Origin of the sequence: Paenibacillus sp. FSL W8-0426, assembly GCF_037969725.1 — a bacterium.
GTDB lineage: Bacteria > Bacillota > Bacilli > Paenibacillales > Paenibacillaceae > Paenibacillus > Paenibacillus hubeiensis.
The window spans coordinates 3,241,366-3,258,364 of sequence record NZ_CP150203.1; the positions used below are offsets into that span (position 1 = coordinate 3,241,366).

General features: G+C 47.7%; 16 protein-coding genes, 1 pseudogene and 1 other annotated feature. Of the genes and pseudogenes, 13 read left to right on the top strand and 4 right to left on the bottom strand.

Annotation, left to right across the window (positions count from 1 at the left end; all coding sequences use genetic code 11):
- Positions 1 to 99 precede the first annotated feature (99 nt).
- Positions 100 to 351: a binding site (T-box leader), on the top strand.
- Positions 352 to 419: 68 nt separating this feature from the next.
- Together trpS and MKY59_RS14690 are read left to right on the top strand one after the other, a co-directional pair.
- Positions 420 to 1,406: a tryptophan--tRNA ligase gene (gene trpS / locus MKY59_RS14685; protein ID WP_339278171.1), complete on the top strand. Its 987-nt coding sequence runs from the start codon at positions 420 to 422 to the stop codon at positions 1,404 to 1,406.
- Between the two features lie 103 nt (positions 1,407 to 1,509).
- Positions 1,510 to 1,638, top strand: coding sequence for a DUF6254 family protein (locus MKY59_RS14690; RefSeq protein WP_236414007.1), 129 nt, complete (start codon positions 1,510 to 1,512; stop codon positions 1,636 to 1,638).
- Positions 1,639 to 1,698: 60 nt separating this feature from the next.
- Here MKY59_RS14690 and MKY59_RS14695 read toward each other — a convergent pair whose 3' ends face one another.
- Positions 1,699 to 2,754, bottom strand: a complete 1,056-nt coding sequence (locus MKY59_RS14695) for a YeiH family protein (protein WP_339278172.1) — start codon at positions 2,752 to 2,754, stop codon at positions 1,699 to 1,701.
- A 148-nt stretch (positions 2,755 to 2,902) separates the two neighbouring features.
- Between MKY59_RS14695 and MKY59_RS14700 the strand changes: the two genes are divergently transcribed.
- From MKY59_RS14700 to ppsA, 9 genes are all read left to right on the top strand, one after another.
- The gene (locus MKY59_RS14700) at positions 2,903 to 3,796 is read left to right on the top strand and encodes a LysR family transcriptional regulator (RefSeq protein WP_339278173.1); all 894 of its coding nucleotides are present in this window, start codon (positions 2,903 to 2,905) and stop codon (positions 3,794 to 3,796) included.
- A 106-nt stretch (positions 3,797 to 3,902) separates the two neighbouring features.
- A complete protein-coding gene (locus MKY59_RS14705) occupies positions 3,903 to 4,340 on the top strand; it encodes a ribonuclease domain-containing protein (protein ID WP_236414011.1) in 438 nt (145 codons plus the stop codon).
- Positions 4,341 to 4,495: 155 nt separating this feature from the next.
- Positions 4,496 to 5,020, top strand: coding sequence for a hypothetical protein (locus tag MKY59_RS14710; protein WP_339278174.1), 525 nt, complete (start codon positions 4,496 to 4,498; stop codon positions 5,018 to 5,020).
- Positions 5,021 to 5,067: 47 nt separating this feature from the next.
- Positions 5,068 to 5,454 (top strand): hypothetical protein, encoded by a 387-nt coding sequence (locus MKY59_RS14715; protein WP_339278175.1) that lies wholly within the window; start codon positions 5,068 to 5,070, stop codon positions 5,452 to 5,454.
- Positions 5,455 to 5,616: 162 nt separating this feature from the next.
- Positions 5,617 to 5,946, top strand: a complete 330-nt coding sequence (locus MKY59_RS14720; RefSeq protein ID WP_236414015.1) for a PadR family transcriptional regulator — start codon at positions 5,617 to 5,619, stop codon at positions 5,944 to 5,946.
- A 13-nt stretch (positions 5,947 to 5,959) separates the two neighbouring features.
- Positions 5,960 to 6,826 (top strand): pentapeptide repeat-containing protein, encoded by an 867-nt coding sequence (locus tag MKY59_RS14725; RefSeq protein ID WP_236414016.1) that lies wholly within the window; start codon positions 5,960 to 5,962, stop codon positions 6,824 to 6,826.
- A gap of 23 nt (positions 6,827 to 6,849) precedes the next feature.
- Complete coding sequence (locus tag MKY59_RS14730) at positions 6,850 to 7,611, top strand: ATP-binding cassette domain-containing protein (protein WP_339278176.1); 762 nt, start codon at positions 6,850 to 6,852, stop codon at positions 7,609 to 7,611.
- A complete protein-coding gene (locus tag MKY59_RS14735) occupies positions 7,612 to 8,385 on the top strand; it encodes an ABC transporter permease (protein WP_236414018.1) in 774 nt (257 codons plus the stop codon). It abuts the gene before it with no gap.
- Between the two features lie 278 nt (positions 8,386 to 8,663).
- On the top strand, positions 8,664 to 11,279 hold the full coding sequence (gene ppsA, locus MKY59_RS14740) for a phosphoenolpyruvate synthase (RefSeq protein ID WP_339278177.1): 2,616 nt from the start codon (positions 8,664 to 8,666) through the stop codon (positions 11,277 to 11,279).
- A gap of 78 nt (positions 11,280 to 11,357) precedes the next feature.
- Here ppsA and MKY59_RS14745 read toward each other — a convergent pair whose 3' ends face one another.
- Positions 11,358 to 11,984, bottom strand: a complete 627-nt coding sequence (locus MKY59_RS14745; RefSeq protein ID WP_339278178.1) for a class I SAM-dependent methyltransferase — start codon at positions 11,982 to 11,984, stop codon at positions 11,358 to 11,360.
- Positions 11,985 to 12,126: 142 nt separating this feature from the next.
- A pseudogene (locus tag MKY59_RS14750) lies at positions 12,127 to 12,234 on the bottom strand (AraC family transcriptional regulator); the annotation flags it as partial.
- 208 nt (positions 12,235 to 12,442) lie between these two features.
- Here MKY59_RS14750 and MKY59_RS14755 point away from each other — a divergent pair.
- On the top strand, positions 12,443 to 14,683 hold the full coding sequence (locus MKY59_RS14755) for an AraC family transcriptional regulator (protein ID WP_339278179.1): 2,241 nt from the start codon (positions 12,443 to 12,445) through the stop codon (positions 14,681 to 14,683).
- A 126-nt stretch (positions 14,684 to 14,809) separates the two neighbouring features.
- On the opposite strand, the gene MKY59_RS14760 is transcribed toward MKY59_RS14755, so the two are convergent.
- Positions 14,810 to 15,697: a carbohydrate ABC transporter permease gene (locus tag MKY59_RS14760; RefSeq protein WP_339278180.1), complete on the bottom strand. Its 888-nt coding sequence runs from the start codon at positions 15,695 to 15,697 to the stop codon at positions 14,810 to 14,812.
- Positions 15,698 to 16,113: 416 nt separating this feature from the next.
- Here MKY59_RS14760 and MKY59_RS14765 point away from each other — a divergent pair, with 416 nt between their 5' ends.
- A complete protein-coding gene (locus MKY59_RS14765) occupies positions 16,114 to 16,971 on the top strand; it encodes an ABC transporter permease subunit (protein WP_236414353.1) in 858 nt (285 codons plus the stop codon).
- The last annotated feature ends 28 nt before the right edge of the window (positions 16,972 to 16,999 follow it).

Below are 16,999 nucleotides of genomic sequence, written 5' to 3' on the forward strand. Positions count from 1 at the left end.
GAAAACGTTCAACGGGGCGATGGCCTGGCCATCAACATTTAAAGGTTGACATTCCTTCGTTTGTTCATGTAAACTCTTTAACAATTAACCAACAATGATATTTAGGCGATGAATGGAAAGAGTAGTTGTGCGAATTCGTCCAAGCGAGCCGGCGATTGGTGAGAGGTCCGGCACGAGGCAGCGCAATGAATGGGTCCATTCGCTTCAATCCGAACTTCGTACTGCGAACAGTAGGCGTTGACGGCATCCCACCGTTATTCCAGGGAGCCCTGTTAGTCGTTTTGACAGGTTAGAGTGCGGCCTTTGGCCGAATTCGGGTGGTAACGCGGAGCCAAACACTTCGTCCCTTTACGGGATGAAGTGTTTTTTTTGTTTTGGAAGCCTCGGGATGAAGGACGCGTAAAAGAGGAGGAATAACAATGAACAAACAAATTTTGTCAGGCATTAAGCCTAGCGGCGACTTGAATATTGGAGGTTATGGCGGGGCACTCAGTCAATTCGTCCAGTATCAACATGATTTTGAGTGTTTTTTCTTCGTTCCTGATTTGCATGCCATCACTGTGCCGCAGGATCCGCAACAATTGGCACGGCGGACCAGAGAAATCGCGGCGTTCTATATTGCGGCCGGCATTGACCCGGCGAAATCCGCCATTTTCCTGCAATCGCAGGTGCCCGCTCACACGGAGCTTGCCTGGTTGCTTGAAACCCAAGCAAGCTTTGGCGAATTGGGCAGAATGACCCAGTTCAAAGACAAATCGAACGGGAAAGAATCGGTAAGCTCGGCCTTGTTCACGTATCCGGTCCTTATGGCAGCCGATATCCTGCTCTATCAAGCGACCCATGTACCTGTCGGCGAAGACCAGAAACAGCATCTGGAATTAACGCGCAATCTGGCCGAACGCTTCAATCATCGTTTCGGGGAGACGTTCGTTGTACCTGAACCGCTGATCCAGGACATTGGCAGTCGAATCATGGGATTAGATGATCCCACCAAGAAAATGAGCAAGAGCAATCCGAACCTCAGCAGTTATGTGTTGATGCTCGATCCTCCTGACACGATCCGGAAGAAATTTGCCCGCGCCGTCACCGATTCGGAGGGCAGCGTACGCTGTGACTGGGACACCAAGCCTGCCGTCAGCAATCTGATCGAAATCTATTCGGTGTTTGCCAACGAACCCGTGGAAATCATCGAGAAGAGATACGCCGGTGAGGGTTACGGCACGTTCAAAAAGGATTTGGCAGAGGTCGTGGTTGACAAATTAGTACCCATTCAGGAAAAATTCAAGGAAATCGTAGATTCCCGGGAGTTGGACGATATTCTGAAACGAGGTGCCCAAAAAGCATCCGAGAAAGCATATGACACCCTAAAACGCGCCAAACAGGCGATGGGTTTGGTCACATTTTAAATGAAAGCCTGGATTCGTGTTTTTGAAACATGAATAAAAGCAGCCTACGAATGGCAACATAAAAAAGTGGTATACTTCTATTTTCCAGAGGAGGTCTCCTTTTATGGCACGCCAGAAAAGAAGGCAGGAAGCTGCTTGGAAGTCACGAAAGCAAGAACAGCATCCTCATGGCAAAATCAAATCGCTCAAAGAATTATCAAGCGAATATGACGAGAAGCATACTACGTTATAGGTGGAAGGCTGTCGGTATTTTACCGGCAGTCTTTTGCATTTTAGAAGCTTGCCAAATGGCTCAGGATCGACCTAGGCCTAACATGTTCACCAATATATATCCCATAAATGCAAGCAGCACCGAACCGATAAAACCGGCGGCCAAAGCGTTTAAACCCATTCGTCGAAATGTACCTGTATCTACATTGAGTCCCAGGCCAGCCATCGCCATCGCAATGAGCAAATAAGCCGCGAAAACGATCTGGTTTGCTGCCGCTGCAGGGATGATCTGCAATGTATTCACCGCACTCATCGCAAGGAAACCAAAAATGAACCAAGGGATGGGAATAGATTTCCAACCTTTCTTATCCGGAACGCCCGTTTCTGCATGTTTGCAGCCTTCCTTGCGATGAGTCCAAAATCCGATCAGGAGCGCAACGGGCACCAGCATCGCTACACGGGTTAGTTTAACGATGACGGCCAGATCGACAGCCTCTTTGCCAACAGGTTCGGCGGCTGCGATGACATGTGCGATTTCATGTAAAGTAGCTCCGGCGAAAATGCCGTACCCCGAAGGGGATAAATGGAGCATAGGATATAGCAGCGTATAGCCGAGTGTAAAAATAGTGCCCAGAATCGCAACGGCGGCAGCAGCGATAGCTGTTTCTTCGTCTTTGGCTTTCATTTGCGGGGAAATGGCAACCACCGCCGCGGCTCCGCAAATGGCTGTTCCGCATGCCGTTAACAGTCCCAATCGTTTCTCTACTTTGAACAGTTTTGCAATGCCGTACACGGCACATATCGTTATCGTTATGTTCAGGATGGAGATCAGGGCGACCTTCGGTCCGGCGTGAACAATATCCCGCATATTCAGCCGCATGCCAAGCAAGATGATTCCGTAACGCAGCAGTTTTTTTGCTGAAAATGAAATTCCGTTTGCGATACGTTGCGGTACTCCCATAACCATTCTCCAGAGCATGCCGAACAGGATGGCAAGCACGAGTTGTCCCATAATGCTAAGAAAAGGAAAGCCGGCTGCATATTTGGCGGCAAGCGCAAGACTCAAAGTAAGACCAATCCCCAGCGTAAACCCCCATTTATTCGTTTTTACTTGTTGCAAGGCAGAGGTTTGAATCATTGTTATCACATCCATTTTTAGTTGTTCATTTTCATGTATAACTATAATGAGTTATGATTACAAAGAGAAATATGAGGTTGAAATGCTTATCATAACAAAACATAATGATTGATCGAAATGTATATGGATATTAAGTTGGAGGGAAACCATGATTGTCGAAACGTTGAAAGTATACGTAACCGTGGTGGAGCAGCGCAATTTCTCTCGGGCCGCGGAAATATTGCATTTATCGCAGCCTGGCGTCAGTTTGCACATTCGCAATCTGGAAAAGGAATTTAATGTAAAGCTGCTGCATCGTTCACCGAAGTGGGTAAAGTTGACCGAAGCGGGCGAGCTGCTCTATGTTCGTGCCAAGGAAATGCTGAATGTGTACGAGTCGGTAAAATTGGATATTGCTCGATTGCATGATGACGTAAGCGGAACGTTACAGATCGGAGCCAGTTTTACAATCGGTGAATATGTGCTGCCTCGTCTGTTTGCATCGTTTGCGAAGCAATACCCCGAAGTCGAAATGGGGGTGTTTATCGGAAATTCCGCTCAAGTTGTTGAGGCTATTCGGGATAACAATATGGATATGGGCTTGATCGAAGAGGATATCGAGGCCCATGATCTGGCGGTGACACCTTTTATGAAGGACGAGTTGATTATCGTGGCGGCTGAAGGACACCCACTGACGCTGTCGGATGTGGTTGACGTAGAGCGATTACAGGATCAGGTATGGGTTCTTCGCGAGAGCGGTTCTGGAACAAGGGCTGCCAGCGATCGGTTCTTGGCTCAGACGGGTTTAAGGATTGAGCGTTCATATGTATTTAACAGCAGCCAGGGCGTCAAAGAAGCCGTGTTCTCCGGATTGGGCATGGCCATGTTGTCTCGCTGGGTCGTAAAAAGGGAACTCACCGCCGGATTGTTGAAGGAAATATCCATTCCAGGAATCCGTCTCGAACGGAACTTTTCATTCGTTCGCCGCACGGGTCAAGTTCCTTCCAGAGCAAATGAAGTGTTTTCGGAAAGATTGCTTACATTGGACAACCATTTTATATAATCAGATTGGCCTGAAGACTTCTAAACCTTTTGACGCCAGTTTGGTTCATAAGTATAATAAATTGTTATTGATTGCTAATCATACGACGTAAAAGGAGCAAACCGCAGTGGCTTTAAAAAAATGGATATCCACCTTACTTATTATTCTATCTACATTATTGTTCGCAGGCTGTTCTCTTCAATCATTGCCCGATATCGGTTCATCGCAAGCAGGGGCGGCGCAGACGCAATTTGATGAAGTTGCCGAGTATATCAGTGAACATCATGAACTTCCGGATTATTATATTACCAAGAAAGAGGCCAGGGAGCTTGGATGGAAGCCAAGCGAGGGCAATTTGGACAAAGTTGCTCCCGGCAAAAGCATTGGCGGTGACGTATTTCAGAACCGGGAAGGGTTGCTGCCCAAAAAGAAAGGGCGGACCTGGTACGAGGCTGACATAAATTATTCAGGCGGCACGCGGGGAAGCGACCGGATTTTATACTCCAATGACGGACTGATCTATAAAACGACTGACCATTACCAAACATTTGAACAAATAAAATAAACGTGAAGATCAAGCGCTAGAATCATAACTGAAGGGAAAAACCAGATTTTTACCCATGAAAGCCAGGAGGCCGCTGCTAGCGGCTTTTTTTTGCGTACAAAAGGATTATAAACAAAAGGGGATGTGATAAAATTTATCATGAAAGGGAGGTATCGATGAAGACGTTTTATTATACTCCACCAAAGCTGAAAGCTTCGACCCGACGGATTGAGGTAAAGGATGAACAGGGAAATGTATCCTGTACATTCCGACGAATTTATCCGAATGCTCTAGTAAAGTGGGGCAATGTCATTTTTGATATCGATTGGTCTGCGAGTGTTGAAGTGTATTCTTCAGAAGGTCAACCGATATTTCAATGCTCCAAAAAGACGCCATGGATCGGTAAACCGGAATACTTCGTTAAAAACAATCGTACTCAAGATACTTTCCGTGTAACCTACACCACATGGCAAAAGGTTGCTCCAGAGTTTAAGGTCACCCATCGAGATCAAGAGTATGTGGTAAAAAAAGATCTGTTTGATTGGGCCAAGTTCATGCAATCGGGCGAAGTATTGGCAAAATGGCAAATGAAACCAAGCGAATGGTTTAAGGTAAGATTGGAGATTGAAGCCGATTGTCCCATACAAGAGCCGGGATTTTTCGTGGCACTGTTCCAAAGCATTTTCTATATCGGGGATTGACGACATCAGCATGACAAGCAAAATATATGATAAGAGGGGGGACGATCATGGAACATGTATCCGATGCAGTAAAGCAGGAATCCATAACATCTTTTCAATCGACCATAAACAAGTGCGAAAATGCATTGGCGCAAATGACGGAGAAAGGCGCAAATACCACCTTAATCAAGAAAAGGCTGCATGCGCTGTACATAGGCTTGGCGATCTTGAATCACACTTGGGATCAGAGAACGCATTCGTTTGCCCGGGAAGATTTGACGGAAGCTCGCCATATTCTTACTGGTTTGTTTCCGTCCCTAGAGCGCGCCTATGCCAAGTCGAAAGAAGGCAGCCCTCAAAGAACGCTGCTGGAACGAAGAATGAAATCGCTGGATCTCGCGGTGCAAGCCATAGATGATCTTTTGAATGATCCTTCTTCTAACTGCATAACGTAGGGCCGAGTTCAAAGCCGCCTAAGAAGAACTTCCATGAAGTAATGGGGGTTCTTTTTTTGTCAACACAAGAGCATAAGATTGTTCAGGCAAAGTAATACTACAAAAACAGTACCTTGACAGTCACAGTAATGTATCGTATTATGCAATTGTGGAGGTGATTGTATGAGCGAAAACAAAATCACATCCGACCTGCTGCGCGGACATACGGATACGATGATCTTACGGCTCTTGTTCGAAGCTGACCGCTATGGCTATGAAATTGTGAAGCTGATTGCCGAGCGCTCGGGTGGCAAGTATGAATTAAAAGAAGCCACGATGTACTCCAGCGTCCGCCGGCTCGAGGCAGACGGTGATATCGAGTGGTATTGGGGCGATGAGTCTCAGGGCGGACGGCGTAAATATTTCCGAATTACCGAAAAGGGCAAGGAGACTTACGCCAACAACAAAAGCAATTGGGAGTATGCAAAACGCGTGCTCGAAAACCTGTTATAGGGGGCTTGATGTGATGACTGAAAGATTGAACCATTATTTAAATGGCGTGTTCGCACCGTATGATGGGGTGAAAAGCGTTGCTGAATTAAAAACCGATCTGCTTTCCGACTTGCAGGAGCGATTCCGTGAACTCAAAGCCGAAGGCAAGGACGATGAAACGGCCTTTGCGATGACCATTGACAGCATCGGTGACATTGAGCAAACGGTACGAGAAGTGGCTAATCTTTCCCGTTCATTGGAACGACAAGTAGTGACAAACTTTAGTGCAAGTAATCTGGCCAAAAGCGATTTTGCCGGCGTCACCGCGCATCAAGGGAAATTTTCGGGAAGCGCGCTGCGAGGCTCCGATTTTACCGGTGCTGACTTAACCGGCAGCACATTCGCAAGCAGTGATGTGAGAGATTCCATTTTTGACCATGCGAATCTGACGGATTGCAACCTATCTGCCATCGACCTTACGAATTCAAGTTTCTATAAATCCATCCTTGTACGTACCAACATCAGCAAGTCGGGTCTGGATCGGGCAAAATTCACGGATGTGAAGTTAACGGATGTGATGTTAAATATGGCCGATCTTAGAAAAACGGTCTTTGATCGCTGTAGCTTTACCGGTGTAGATTTCAGATATTCGGATCTGCGGGGGCAGCGATTTGACGGGCAGACTTTCATCGGGGTCAAGTTTGACAAGTCGGCACTTAACGAAGCTTCGTTTAAAGGCGCGATACTCAAAAATGTTTCGTTTGTTTCCGGCTTTACTTTGTCCAAGAAATACTATCGTGCCATCAAAACCGTCTGCTTTGATGACGCTATGATGGATAAGTTGACATACGCGGCTCTTAAAGGCATGGAGGCGGACTTGTCGAAAGTTACTGTTATTTAAAAACAGTTCGAGGAGGAAGGAATATGCAAAACGCTGCAATTCAAGTGAAAGGACTGCAAAAGTCCTACAAACAGCTTCACATCCTCAAAGGCGTAGATTTCGAAGTGGATCAAGGGAGTATTTTTGCCCTGCTTGGCTCCAACGGCGCGGGCAAGACGACGATTGTCAAAATACTCACCACGTTGTTGAAACAGGATGGAGGGACTGCTTCCGTAAACGGATTCGATGTTGCATCAAGCCCCGACAATGTGCGACAGGCGATCAGCCTGACCGGACAATTCTCCGCTGTAGACGAGATTTTGACCGGAAGGGAAAATCTGATCATGATTGCCAAACTGCGATACCTCAAAAATCCGCGTCAAGTGGCGGATCACATGCTTAAACGCTTCAGCTTGACAGATGCCGCCGATCGCAGAGCTTCCACCTATTCCGGAGGGATGCGCCGCAGGCTCGATATCGCCTTAAGCCTTGTGGGAAGCCCTCAGGTCATTTTCCTTGATGAGCCAACGACCGGGCTGGACCCGGAATCGCGCATTGAGGTTTGGAAAATTATCAAAGAGCTTGCCGACGGCGGTACGACGATTCTTCTTACGACGCAGTATTTGGAGGAAGCAGAGCAGCTTGCCGACAAAATAGCCATCTTGCATGAAGGCAAAATTATCGCAAACGGCTCGCTCGCGGAGCTGAAAAAACGGCTTCCATCCACAAAGGTGGAGTATGTTGAAAAGCAGCCGACGTTGGAAGAGATTTTTCTCGCCATCGTTGGCAAAAAGGAGGGAGCGTAAATGGAGACGACAAAAAAACATTTTTTTAACGATCTGGGTGTCATGCTCGGACGCTCAATGCTCCACATTTCTCGCAGTATGGACACCATCATTACAGTCACCGTCATGCCGATCGCATTCATGCTGCTGTTCGTCTATGTATTCGGAGGTGCAATTGAATCCGGAACGGATAACTATGTGAACTATCTGCTGCCAGGCATTCTGCTTATAGCCATCGCCAGCGGCGTATCTTACACGGCTTATCGCCTGTTTATTGATGTACAACGAGGTATATTTGAGCGGTTTCACACCATGCCCATTTCACGTTCCACCTTGTTGTGGGGGCATGTGCTGACATCACTGGTATCCAACGCCATATCGGTTGTCATCATTATTCTCGCAGCGCTTATTATGGGGTTTCGTTCGTCAGCGGGAATCCTGTCATGGCTTGCCGTAGCAGGCATACTCATATTGTTTACACTCGCGTTAACCTGGGTTGCGACGATTGCCGGGCTGTCCGCGAAATCCGTGGATGGTGCAACCGCTTTTTCCTATCCGATGATATTCCTGCCGTTTATCAGCTCGGCGTTTGTCCCGACTGATTCCATGCCATCGATTGTGCGTGCCTTTGCCGAAAATCAGCCGGTGACCGCGATCGTTGAATCCATTCGGGCGCTACTGTCAGGTCAGCCGGTGGGTAGTAATCTGTGGGTGGCTCTTGTATGGTGTGTCGGAATTATGCTCGTAGCGTATGGATTGGCGATGCAAGTGTATAAAAAGCGCGTAAGAAGCTAAAGAAAGCATAAATTCTGTTCTGCTGGTGGTGCCAGGTTTCGCGGGTACCATTCTTTTTTTTTTGCATCATTATCGGTACTGCGGCATCAAAAAAAGAACCTGATAACATGTATCGGGTCCTTTAGTATTGCATATACAGAACTACAATGTTACAATCGGAATGCGATTCTATATTGTGAATTTTGCATAAGTAGTTCATCTTATAATTTAATTATAGTACGCTGATGAACTCTTGTCAAATGATTTTTTCTGAATTCATGAATAAGGAGTGACATGGAATGAACCCTTTGGTACTCGGTTTTCACGAAATGAACAATGACCAGCTTTTGCTTGTTGGCGGAAAAGGGCTGAATCTCGGGGAATTATCGAAAATTCCAGGCATTCATGTGCCCGATGGATTTTGCGTGACAACATTGAGCTACCAAAAAGCGGTTGAACACAATCCAATTTATGATGCATTGCTGGAGCAGCTCGCTCTGATCCAAGCAGAGGATCGGGACCAAATCGGGGAAATCAGCCACAAAGTTCGGCAATCCATCATGACAAGTGAGATCCCTACAGACGTTGCGAAAGCAGTCACGGACTACGTATCACAGTTTGGCGAAGAAGAGGCTTATGCGGTACGTTCCAGTGCAACTGCCGAAGATTTGCCGCATGCCTCTTTTGCCGGCCAACAAGACACATATTTGAACATCATCGGCACAGAAGACATTTTGCAGCATATCCGGAAATGCTGGGCGTCCTTGTTTACGGATCGCGCCGTCATTTACCGGATACAGAACGGATTCGACCATAGACACGTTTATTTATCCGTCATCATACAAAGGATGGTTTTTCCCGAGGCTTCAGGTATTTTATTTACCGCCGATCCGATGACCTCCAATCGGAAAATGGTATCGATCGATGCCGGTTATGGCCTTGGAGAAGCACTGGTTTCCGGGCTGGTATCCGCAGACGGTTATAAAGTACGTGAAGGAGAAATCGTCGAGAAGAGAATTTCGGATAAAAAACTGGCGATCTATGCACGTCAAGGCGGAGGCACAGAAACGCGGCAGCTCGGTCCTGAGCAGCAGAAGACCCAAACGCTTACGGATCAGCAAATTGTGCAATTGGCACGGATCGGAAAGCAGATCGAAGCATATTTCGGCTGTCCGCAAGATATTGAATGGTGTTTGGCTGATCAAACGTTTTATGTGGTCCAGAGTCGGCCGATCACAACGTTATACCCGATCCCTGAAGTGAACGATCAAGAAAATCATGTTTATATATCCGTCGGTCACCAACAAATGATGACGGATCCCATGAAACCGTTAGGCTTGTCCTTTTATCTGTTAACCACGCCGGCACCCATGCGTACAGCAGGAGGAAGACTGTTCGTTGACGCTACTCCCATGCTCGCTTCTGCCGCCGGCAGGGACACCCTCCTGAACGGCCTGGGCCAATACGATCCGCTGGTCAAGGACGCTCTTATGACGATTGTGGAGCGAAGGGATTTCATTCCTACGTTACCCCAAGAAGCGAACGAACAAGGTTCGGGTAAGGGCAGACCAAAAGTGCCGCATGCAGGTCATGAAGCCCAGTTGGCGAACGATCCGGACATCGTTTCCCGTTTGATCAAGAAAAATCAAGCCTCCATAGAACAGTTAAAACATGACATCCAATCGAAATCGGGTTTAGATGCCATGGATTTCATTCTGGAAGATATCCAGCAATTAAAGAAACTTCTATTTGACCCGCAAAGCTCGGCCGTCATTATGACGGCGATGAATGCTTCTACTTGGATCAATGAAAAAATGAACGAGTGGCTGGGGGAGAAAAACGCAGCAGACACGTTATCACAATCCGTAACAGGTAATATTACTTCGGAAATGGGCCTCGCCCTGTTGGACGTTGCGGACGTCATTCGTCCTTATCCGGAAGTGATCGACTATTTGGAACAGGTCAAAGAGGACCGGTTTTTGGACGGATTGGCCCACGTGGAAGGTGGACGAGAGGCTCGACATGCAATCCAGGCGTACCTCGATCAATACGGCATGCGGTGTGCCGGAGAAATCGATATTACGCGAACACGCTGGAGCGAGAAACCGAGCACACTGGTTCCGCTAATCGTCAACAATATCAAAAACTTCGAACCGCATGCGGGGAAGCGCAAGTTTGAGCTCGGACGGCAGGAAGCTTTAAACAAAGAACAAGAGTTATTGGAACGACTGAAAGAACTACCGGACGGGGAGCAAAAAGCCGAAGAAACCAAACGCAAGATCGACCTGATCCGAAATCTCAGCGGTTATCGGGAATATCCGAAATACGGCATGATTCATCGCTATTTCATTTATAAACAAACATTGTTGAAAGTAGCCGAGCAGCTTGTACAGGCAGAAGTGATCCGCGAAAAAGAAGATATCTTCTATCTCACTTTTCAGGAGCTTCATGAAGTCGTTCGCACAAATACGTTGGATGAACGGATCATTAGCCAGCGAAAAGCGGAATACAAAACGTATGAAAAACTAAAGCCGCCGCGCGTGATCACGTCGGATGGCGAAATTATTGCAGGCGAGTATAAGCGTGAAAACCTGCCTGCCGGAGCGATCGTTGGTTTGCCCGTTTCTTCCGGAGTCATTGAAGGGAGGGCTCGCGTCGTTTTTAACATGGAAGATGCCCATTTGGAGCCAGGGGATATTCTGGTCACGCCTTTCACGGATCCAAGCTGGACGCCATGCTTTGTTTCCATCGCAGGACTGGTTACCGAAGTTGGCGGCCTGATGACCCATGGAGCCGTTATTGCCCGTGAATATGGCTTGCCGGCCATCGTCGGCGTAGAGAAAGCTACCGAGCGAATCAAAGATGGGCAGCGGATTCGCTTGCATGGTACGGAAGGATATATCGAGGTGCTGTAACATCCAGAGTCGGTTCAAAACAGACCCCAAAAAACCGTTGATCGTTTCGGATTAACGGTTTTTTGATCTGACAAACGTTTATGATGCTTTCTTGCATGTAATCATTAAAAATGGCATCGAAGGTTTATTGGCCATGCTTTTGTTCGGTTCGTTTATTTCCGAAATCTCGACCAGCCCGAATTTACCGAATTGATCCGTAATGGAATCCGTGTCATAGAAGAACAGGTTGACGCCATCCTTGGTCTCGAAATAGTTTTGATCCAAAAGCTTGCCTGTACCGAACATCGGAGCTTTTTTGGAAATCGTGGTAAAGACCATATAGCCGCCTGGCTTTAGCTGAGCATAGCAATCTTGAATGAATTTTTCTCTTTCACCTTGGTTCAATAAGTGGATCAGGGCGTGGCTGAATATGCCGTCGTAACGTTTGTCATCAAACGGCATGCCGGTTACCGAACCATGTACGATATCGATGTCAATCCCGTTTTGCCTCGCCAAATCGATGGCTGTTTGTGAAATTTCAATGCCGGTGACAGCGATGCCCGCATCCATAAAAACCTTCGCGTTTCTACCATACCCAACACCCGGAATCAGCACATGCTTCACATGTTCCGCAAGGAAAAAATCTCTGGTCAACATGGCCGAATCTGCAGGTTCAAATCCCCACATCGTTTGTTTCTCAATAAAGCTGGATTCCCAAAATTCCATGATGCGTTGATCTCCTTTCGTTTCATTCGCAAGTTTTGAGAGGTTTTTATTCTTATTATAGATATATAAACTCTTTAATAACTATAATTGATAATCTTCCGACTGTAAACAGTCATCGCTTAACGAAGTCCAAGTCATACCTTTACTTCAAATAGCGGTTGACGTTATTTTTGAAATCCCTCGGAGTCATGCCGTAAATCGATCGTAACACCCGATTGAACGTACGCTGGCTGTCAAATCCCGCATTTGCACAAGTAGTTCCGAAAGTTCATCTTTATTTCCTCTCTGTGCAATTTTTGGCTGATTTTTTATGTGTTATGTCTACACTGCCATCCTCCGCCATGGTAAAATTCAAGTGTATGACGCATGCAAGCGATTACAAAAGAGAGGCAGAATCAATCTGGAGCAGCGAAAGCGATAACTTGCATTTAACGAACTCAAGAGTGGAGGGGCGTTCCGTGCGAAAAAGCAAAACGTTTTACAATATCTTTGTTCCAATTCTGCTCCTCAGCGTGGGCATCGTTGTTTGTTTCGGAAGTTATATTTATATTTCTACCACGAAGTCCGTGATCGAACGGCTCGGAGAGGGACGCCAAAGTCTCATCATGCAGGTCCGCAATACATTGGAGCAAAAAATTCAGACGATCGAGTATGCTTTCGCCACATACAGCACAACGCCATCGTTCCGCACGGTGATCGACAGTCCGCTGACCGGACAGGATTACGAAGCCTATCGGGAATTGAACTCCCAATTGGGTTATATCGCAACGATGGGCCTGGATGGTATCCAATATACGCTGGTAAGCCTAAAGCAAAACTGGAGTCTGTCCAACGGATCCTTAACCCGGATGACGGACACGGAAAAAGAAGGATTGCAGCACCTATTCGCCGATGCCGACGGCAAAGGGCTGTATTGGACCAAAACCGAAGACGGCATTCGGTTATTACATGCCTTACCCGTGTATTCCAAGGAAAAAGAAGCGATCGCCATGTCGGATATTTCGCTCCGTACGTTGAATCTTTCGCTGCAGACCCAACCTGATGCCGCCATCTACATATTAGACAAACAAGGAGAGCTGTTATACGCAAGCCAGACGGAGCAAAAGGCGCTGTCGAGCGAGCAGATGGGGTGGATAAGCAGTCAGACAGTGAGCGAACCGCGTGCAGGGCAAATGGAAATTCCCGACCCGTCCGGTGGAACCTTGATCGGATTGTATGCCCGCTCAGCCTATAATGGTTGGACCTATGTCACGCTTCTGGATCAGAAGGAAGTCAGCCAGGCATTGACGACGACTCGTGTCGGCCTTATTGTCATGGGCATCGTGATTTTGGGCTTGATGGTCGTTCTTGCCTATATCATCTCGCTGTATCTTGCCAAGCCTTTCCGCAAAATCCGGCACAGTCTCGGGAACCGCTCCGAGAGAACGATCAAGGACGAAGTCGACTGGATTATTCAATCGATCGATTCCATCGTGTCTGAAAACCAAAGTCTGGAACAGCTGATGCATCTGGAGAAGCCGAAGCTGGAAACGCAGTTTGTGCTTAATATGCTGCAAAATCGGCTGACCCGCGAAGAAGTGGCGGATAATCTGGAGCGGTTCGGTTACCGCATCACCACCGATGTTCTGTTCGTCACCATGCTGATTCAGATCGATCGTCGCGGGGAAGGTCCCTTGGCTGACAAAGATACGCTGCTTCTCGCAGTAAACCAACTTGTACAGGAGATCGTGCCGGAATCCGAACGAATGCTGCCGGTAGTGCTTAATGAACGAACGCAGGCAACGCTGCTCTACTTCGATGCCGAACGAGCCCAAGAGATGCGCGATGTCATGATGGCTTACGCCAAACAAGTGATCATGCTGGCCCGCGAGTATTGGTCGGCTTCCGTGAGTGTAGGCATCAGTGCTCCTTACGGAGATCTGATGAACAGCCGCGAGGCATCGGATATGAGCCTTGAAGCGCTTTATCAACGCCTGAAGCTGGGCAAAGAGTCCGTTATTTTCTACGAGGACATTTCCCGCAGCGGTGGGCCGACATTGCTGCATTACCCTACGGAGCTGGAAACCCGTCTGTTCGACGCGATTCGGTTAGGGGACAAAGAAGAAGTGTCGCGCACGTTATATCCGTTTTTGGCCGACATGATGAAACACAGTCCGAACCCGATGAATCTGGAGATCACGCTGATCCGCTTTGTGAACAATTTGATTCAGCTGGAGCAGCTGATCGGGGCCGAGATATTGCTTACGCAAACCAATTCCACGTTGTATCACAGGCTGCTGAATACGCTGAATCCGGAAGAGATCGAACATATTCTCGTTCATGAAGTCATCTATCCGATGGTCGCGAGCATGCAGGAGAGAGCCAACCAGCAATTCCGTTCCATCGCGGACCGCATGGCATCCATCGTTCGTACGGAATATGACCAGGACTTGTCGCTTGAATCCATCAGCGAACGTTTGCATTACACGCCCAACTATCTAAGCAGCATCTTTCGCAAGGAATACGGCACAACCTTTAGCGAATATCTCATGAACTTCAGACTGGAAGTTGCCCGAAAATGGCTGGTGGATACCAACATGCCCGTCAAAGACATCGCGGAACGCCTGGGCTATCAGAATTCCCAAAATTTCATTCGCTCTTTTCGCAAAAAAGAGAATCTGACCCCCGGTGCATACCGGCGGATGAAGATGGAAAGCTGACCAGATTTATATTGCTATATTCATCACGGTTGAGACCCAATCGAAATCCCCTCAGGTTGCATACCCGAGGGGATTGTTGTCTGCCGGCTCGAAACGGAGCGACATGAAACGAAACATATGAACGGCTCATCCTTTCACCGAACCAAGGAGGGCACCCTTCGTGAAATGCTTTTGCACGAAAGGATAGGCGATGAGCATCGGTATGGTGGCCACAACGATGACGCTCATCTTGATCGTTTGGGACGGCGGCACGATGTCCACGGCCGAGCTGTTGCCCTCCATGCCGCTGGAGACGATGACGATCTGACGAAGCAGCACCTGCAGCGGCCACATTTTGGATTCGTTCAGATACAGAACGGCATTCATATACGTGTTCCAATAGGACACGCCGTAGAACAAGGAAAGCGTGGCGATCGACGGCAGGGCAAGCGGAAGCATGATCTGCAGCAGTACGCGAAAATCATTGGCCCCGTCCATCTTCGCCGATTCCTCCAGACTGTCGGGGAGAGCCTGAAAGAAATTGCGCATAATGATCAGATTGAACGCATTGATCGCAGTCGGAATGATCATCGACCAGTAGGAATCGATCAATCCAACGGCTTTAACGACCAGAAACGTCGGGATCATGCCCCCACTGAACAACATGGAGAAGACGATCAGAAAGTTAATGAAGTTTCTGCCCAGAAGATAGCGGCGGGAAAGTCCGTATGCCATGAGTGCCGTCAGCGTCATGCTCACGATGGTCCCCGCAACCGTAATGAAAACCGATACGCCAAGCCCTTTGAAGATGGTAGGTGTAGAGAAGATGTAGCGATAGGCATCCAGCGAGAAGGTCGTCGGGAATAAAATGAATTTCTTTTGCACGATTTCTTGCGTAGATGCGAAGGAGCTGGCAACGACATTGACGAAGGGCAGCAGGCATGCCAGGGAAAAAAGGAGCAGCAGCGTATAATTCATAACATTGAATACGATGCTGCCGATGCTTTCTTTTCGGAGTGCGGATTTGGACAACATGGTTGTTCCTCCTTGATGGATAGTGGTGTATGCCCACCATAACAACGGTGAAAGATTCCGTATATAATCATCACCTACGGACATTGGAACAGGCCTTAATACCGAATCCGGACAGAAAACATCGACGATAATCCGGGAGTTGAATAATAATCATGAGCTACGATCGACTTCGATAAAAATCGGAAAAAAGCCCGTGTTATGAGGAATCCTGCAACCCCAGTAGCTAATGATTATGTACGGAATAGCCTCCATGACATATGCTTGGGAAGCAATCAACCACGAATCCAGATCAAGGAGGTCAGCAAGCAGTGAAAGAGCCAGATTCCACAGTCGTTCCATTGCAACGCAAGGTATACGGAAAGTCCGGCCTAAACCATTATTTAAGAAACGCGGCATCCAACAAACTTCTCTACTTAATGATTCTTCCCGGCTTTGTGTACTTCGTCATCTTCAAGTATTTTCCGATGGGCGGCCTCATCATTTCGTTCCAGGATTATCAGCCGTTTCTCGGGATCAAGGACAGCCCGTGGGTAGGCTTCAAACATTTTATCCGCCTGTTCACGGAGCCCACCTTTGCCCTGCTGCTTAGCAATACGTTGATTTTGTTTGCACTGGAACTGATCATTTTCTTTCCGATTCCGATCATTCTGGCTTTGATGATGAATGAAGTAAGACATAAGCTGTTCAGAAATTCCGTGCAAACCATCGTCTACATTCCGCATTTCATGTCTTGGGTCATCATCGTTTCGATTACGTACGTGTTCTTGAGCGTGGATGGCGGCGTTGTCAATGAACTGATTGCTGCCTTCGGTGGAACCAAAATCAGTTTCCTGACATCGCCCGAATGGCTCCGCCCCATGTACATTTTGCAGATTATATGGAAGGAAGCCGGATGGTCCACGATCATTTACTTGGCGGCGATTACCGTCGTGGATACGCAGCTTTATGAGGCGGCAGAGATGGATGGTGCATCACGCTTGCGCAAAATGTGGCATGTGACATTGCCGGCCATTCGTCCGGTCATTATCACGCTGCTCATTCTTAAAATCGGAAATACGCTTGAACTCGGCTTTGAGCACATGTATTTGCTGTTGAATTCGCTGAACCGGGAAGTGGGAGAGATTTTCGATACGTACATCTTCACGGCAGGTTTAAAAAACGGACAACTAAGCTTCAGCACGACGGTCGGGCTGTTCAAAGGGTTGGTAGGGCTCGTTCTTGTCATGTTTGCAAACCGGCTTGCCAAAAAGTTTGGTGAAGACGGCGTCTACTAGTTTTGGGTCTCTCGCTCGACTAACTACA

Bases quoted from the DNA above. Each gene is read 5' to 3' on its own strand.
- MKY59_RS14690 (WP_236414007.1), top strand. From the start codon at position 1,510: ATGGCACGCCAGAAAAGAAGGCAGGAAGCTGCTTGGAAGTCACGAAAG.
- MKY59_RS14715 (WP_339278175.1), top strand. From the start codon at position 5,068: ATGGAACATGTATCCGATGCAGTAAAGCAGGAATCCATAACATCTTTT.
- MKY59_RS14725 (WP_236414016.1), top strand. From the start codon at position 5,960: ATGACTGAAAGATTGAACCATTATTTAAATGGCGTGTTCGCACCGTAT.
- MKY59_RS14720 (WP_236414015.1), top strand. From the start codon at position 5,617: ATGAGCGAAAACAAAATCACATCCGACCTGCTGCGCGGACATACGGAT.
- MKY59_RS14730 (WP_339278176.1), top strand. From the start codon at position 6,850: ATGCAAAACGCTGCAATTCAAGTGAAAGGACTGCAAAAGTCCTACAAA.
- MKY59_RS14765 (WP_236414353.1), top strand. From the start codon at position 16,114: ATGATTCTTCCCGGCTTTGTGTACTTCGTCATCTTCAAGTATTTTCCG.
- MKY59_RS14710 (WP_339278174.1), top strand. From the start codon at position 4,496: ATGAAGACGTTTTATTATACTCCACCAAAGCTGAAAGCTTCGACCCGA.
- MKY59_RS14700 (WP_339278173.1), top strand. From the start codon at position 2,903: ATGATTGTCGAAACGTTGAAAGTATACGTAACCGTGGTGGAGCAGCGC.
- trpS (WP_339278171.1), top strand. From the start codon at position 420: ATGAACAAACAAATTTTGTCAGGCATTAAGCCTAGCGGCGACTTGAAT.
- MKY59_RS14735 (WP_236414018.1), top strand. From the start codon at position 7,612: ATGGAGACGACAAAAAAACATTTTTTTAACGATCTGGGTGTCATGCTC.
- MKY59_RS14760 (WP_339278180.1), bottom strand. From the start codon at position 15,697: ATGTTGTCCAAATCCGCACTCCGAAAAGAAAGCATCGGCAGCATCGTA.
- MKY59_RS14695 (WP_339278172.1), bottom strand. From the start codon at position 2,754: ATGATTCAAACCTCTGCCTTGCAACAAGTAAAAACGAATAAATGGGGG.
- MKY59_RS14745 (WP_339278178.1), bottom strand. From the start codon at position 11,984: ATGGAATTTTGGGAATCCAGCTTTATTGAGAAACAAACGATGTGGGGA.
- ppsA (WP_339278177.1), top strand. From the start codon at position 8,664: ATGAACCCTTTGGTACTCGGTTTTCACGAAATGAACAATGACCAGCTT.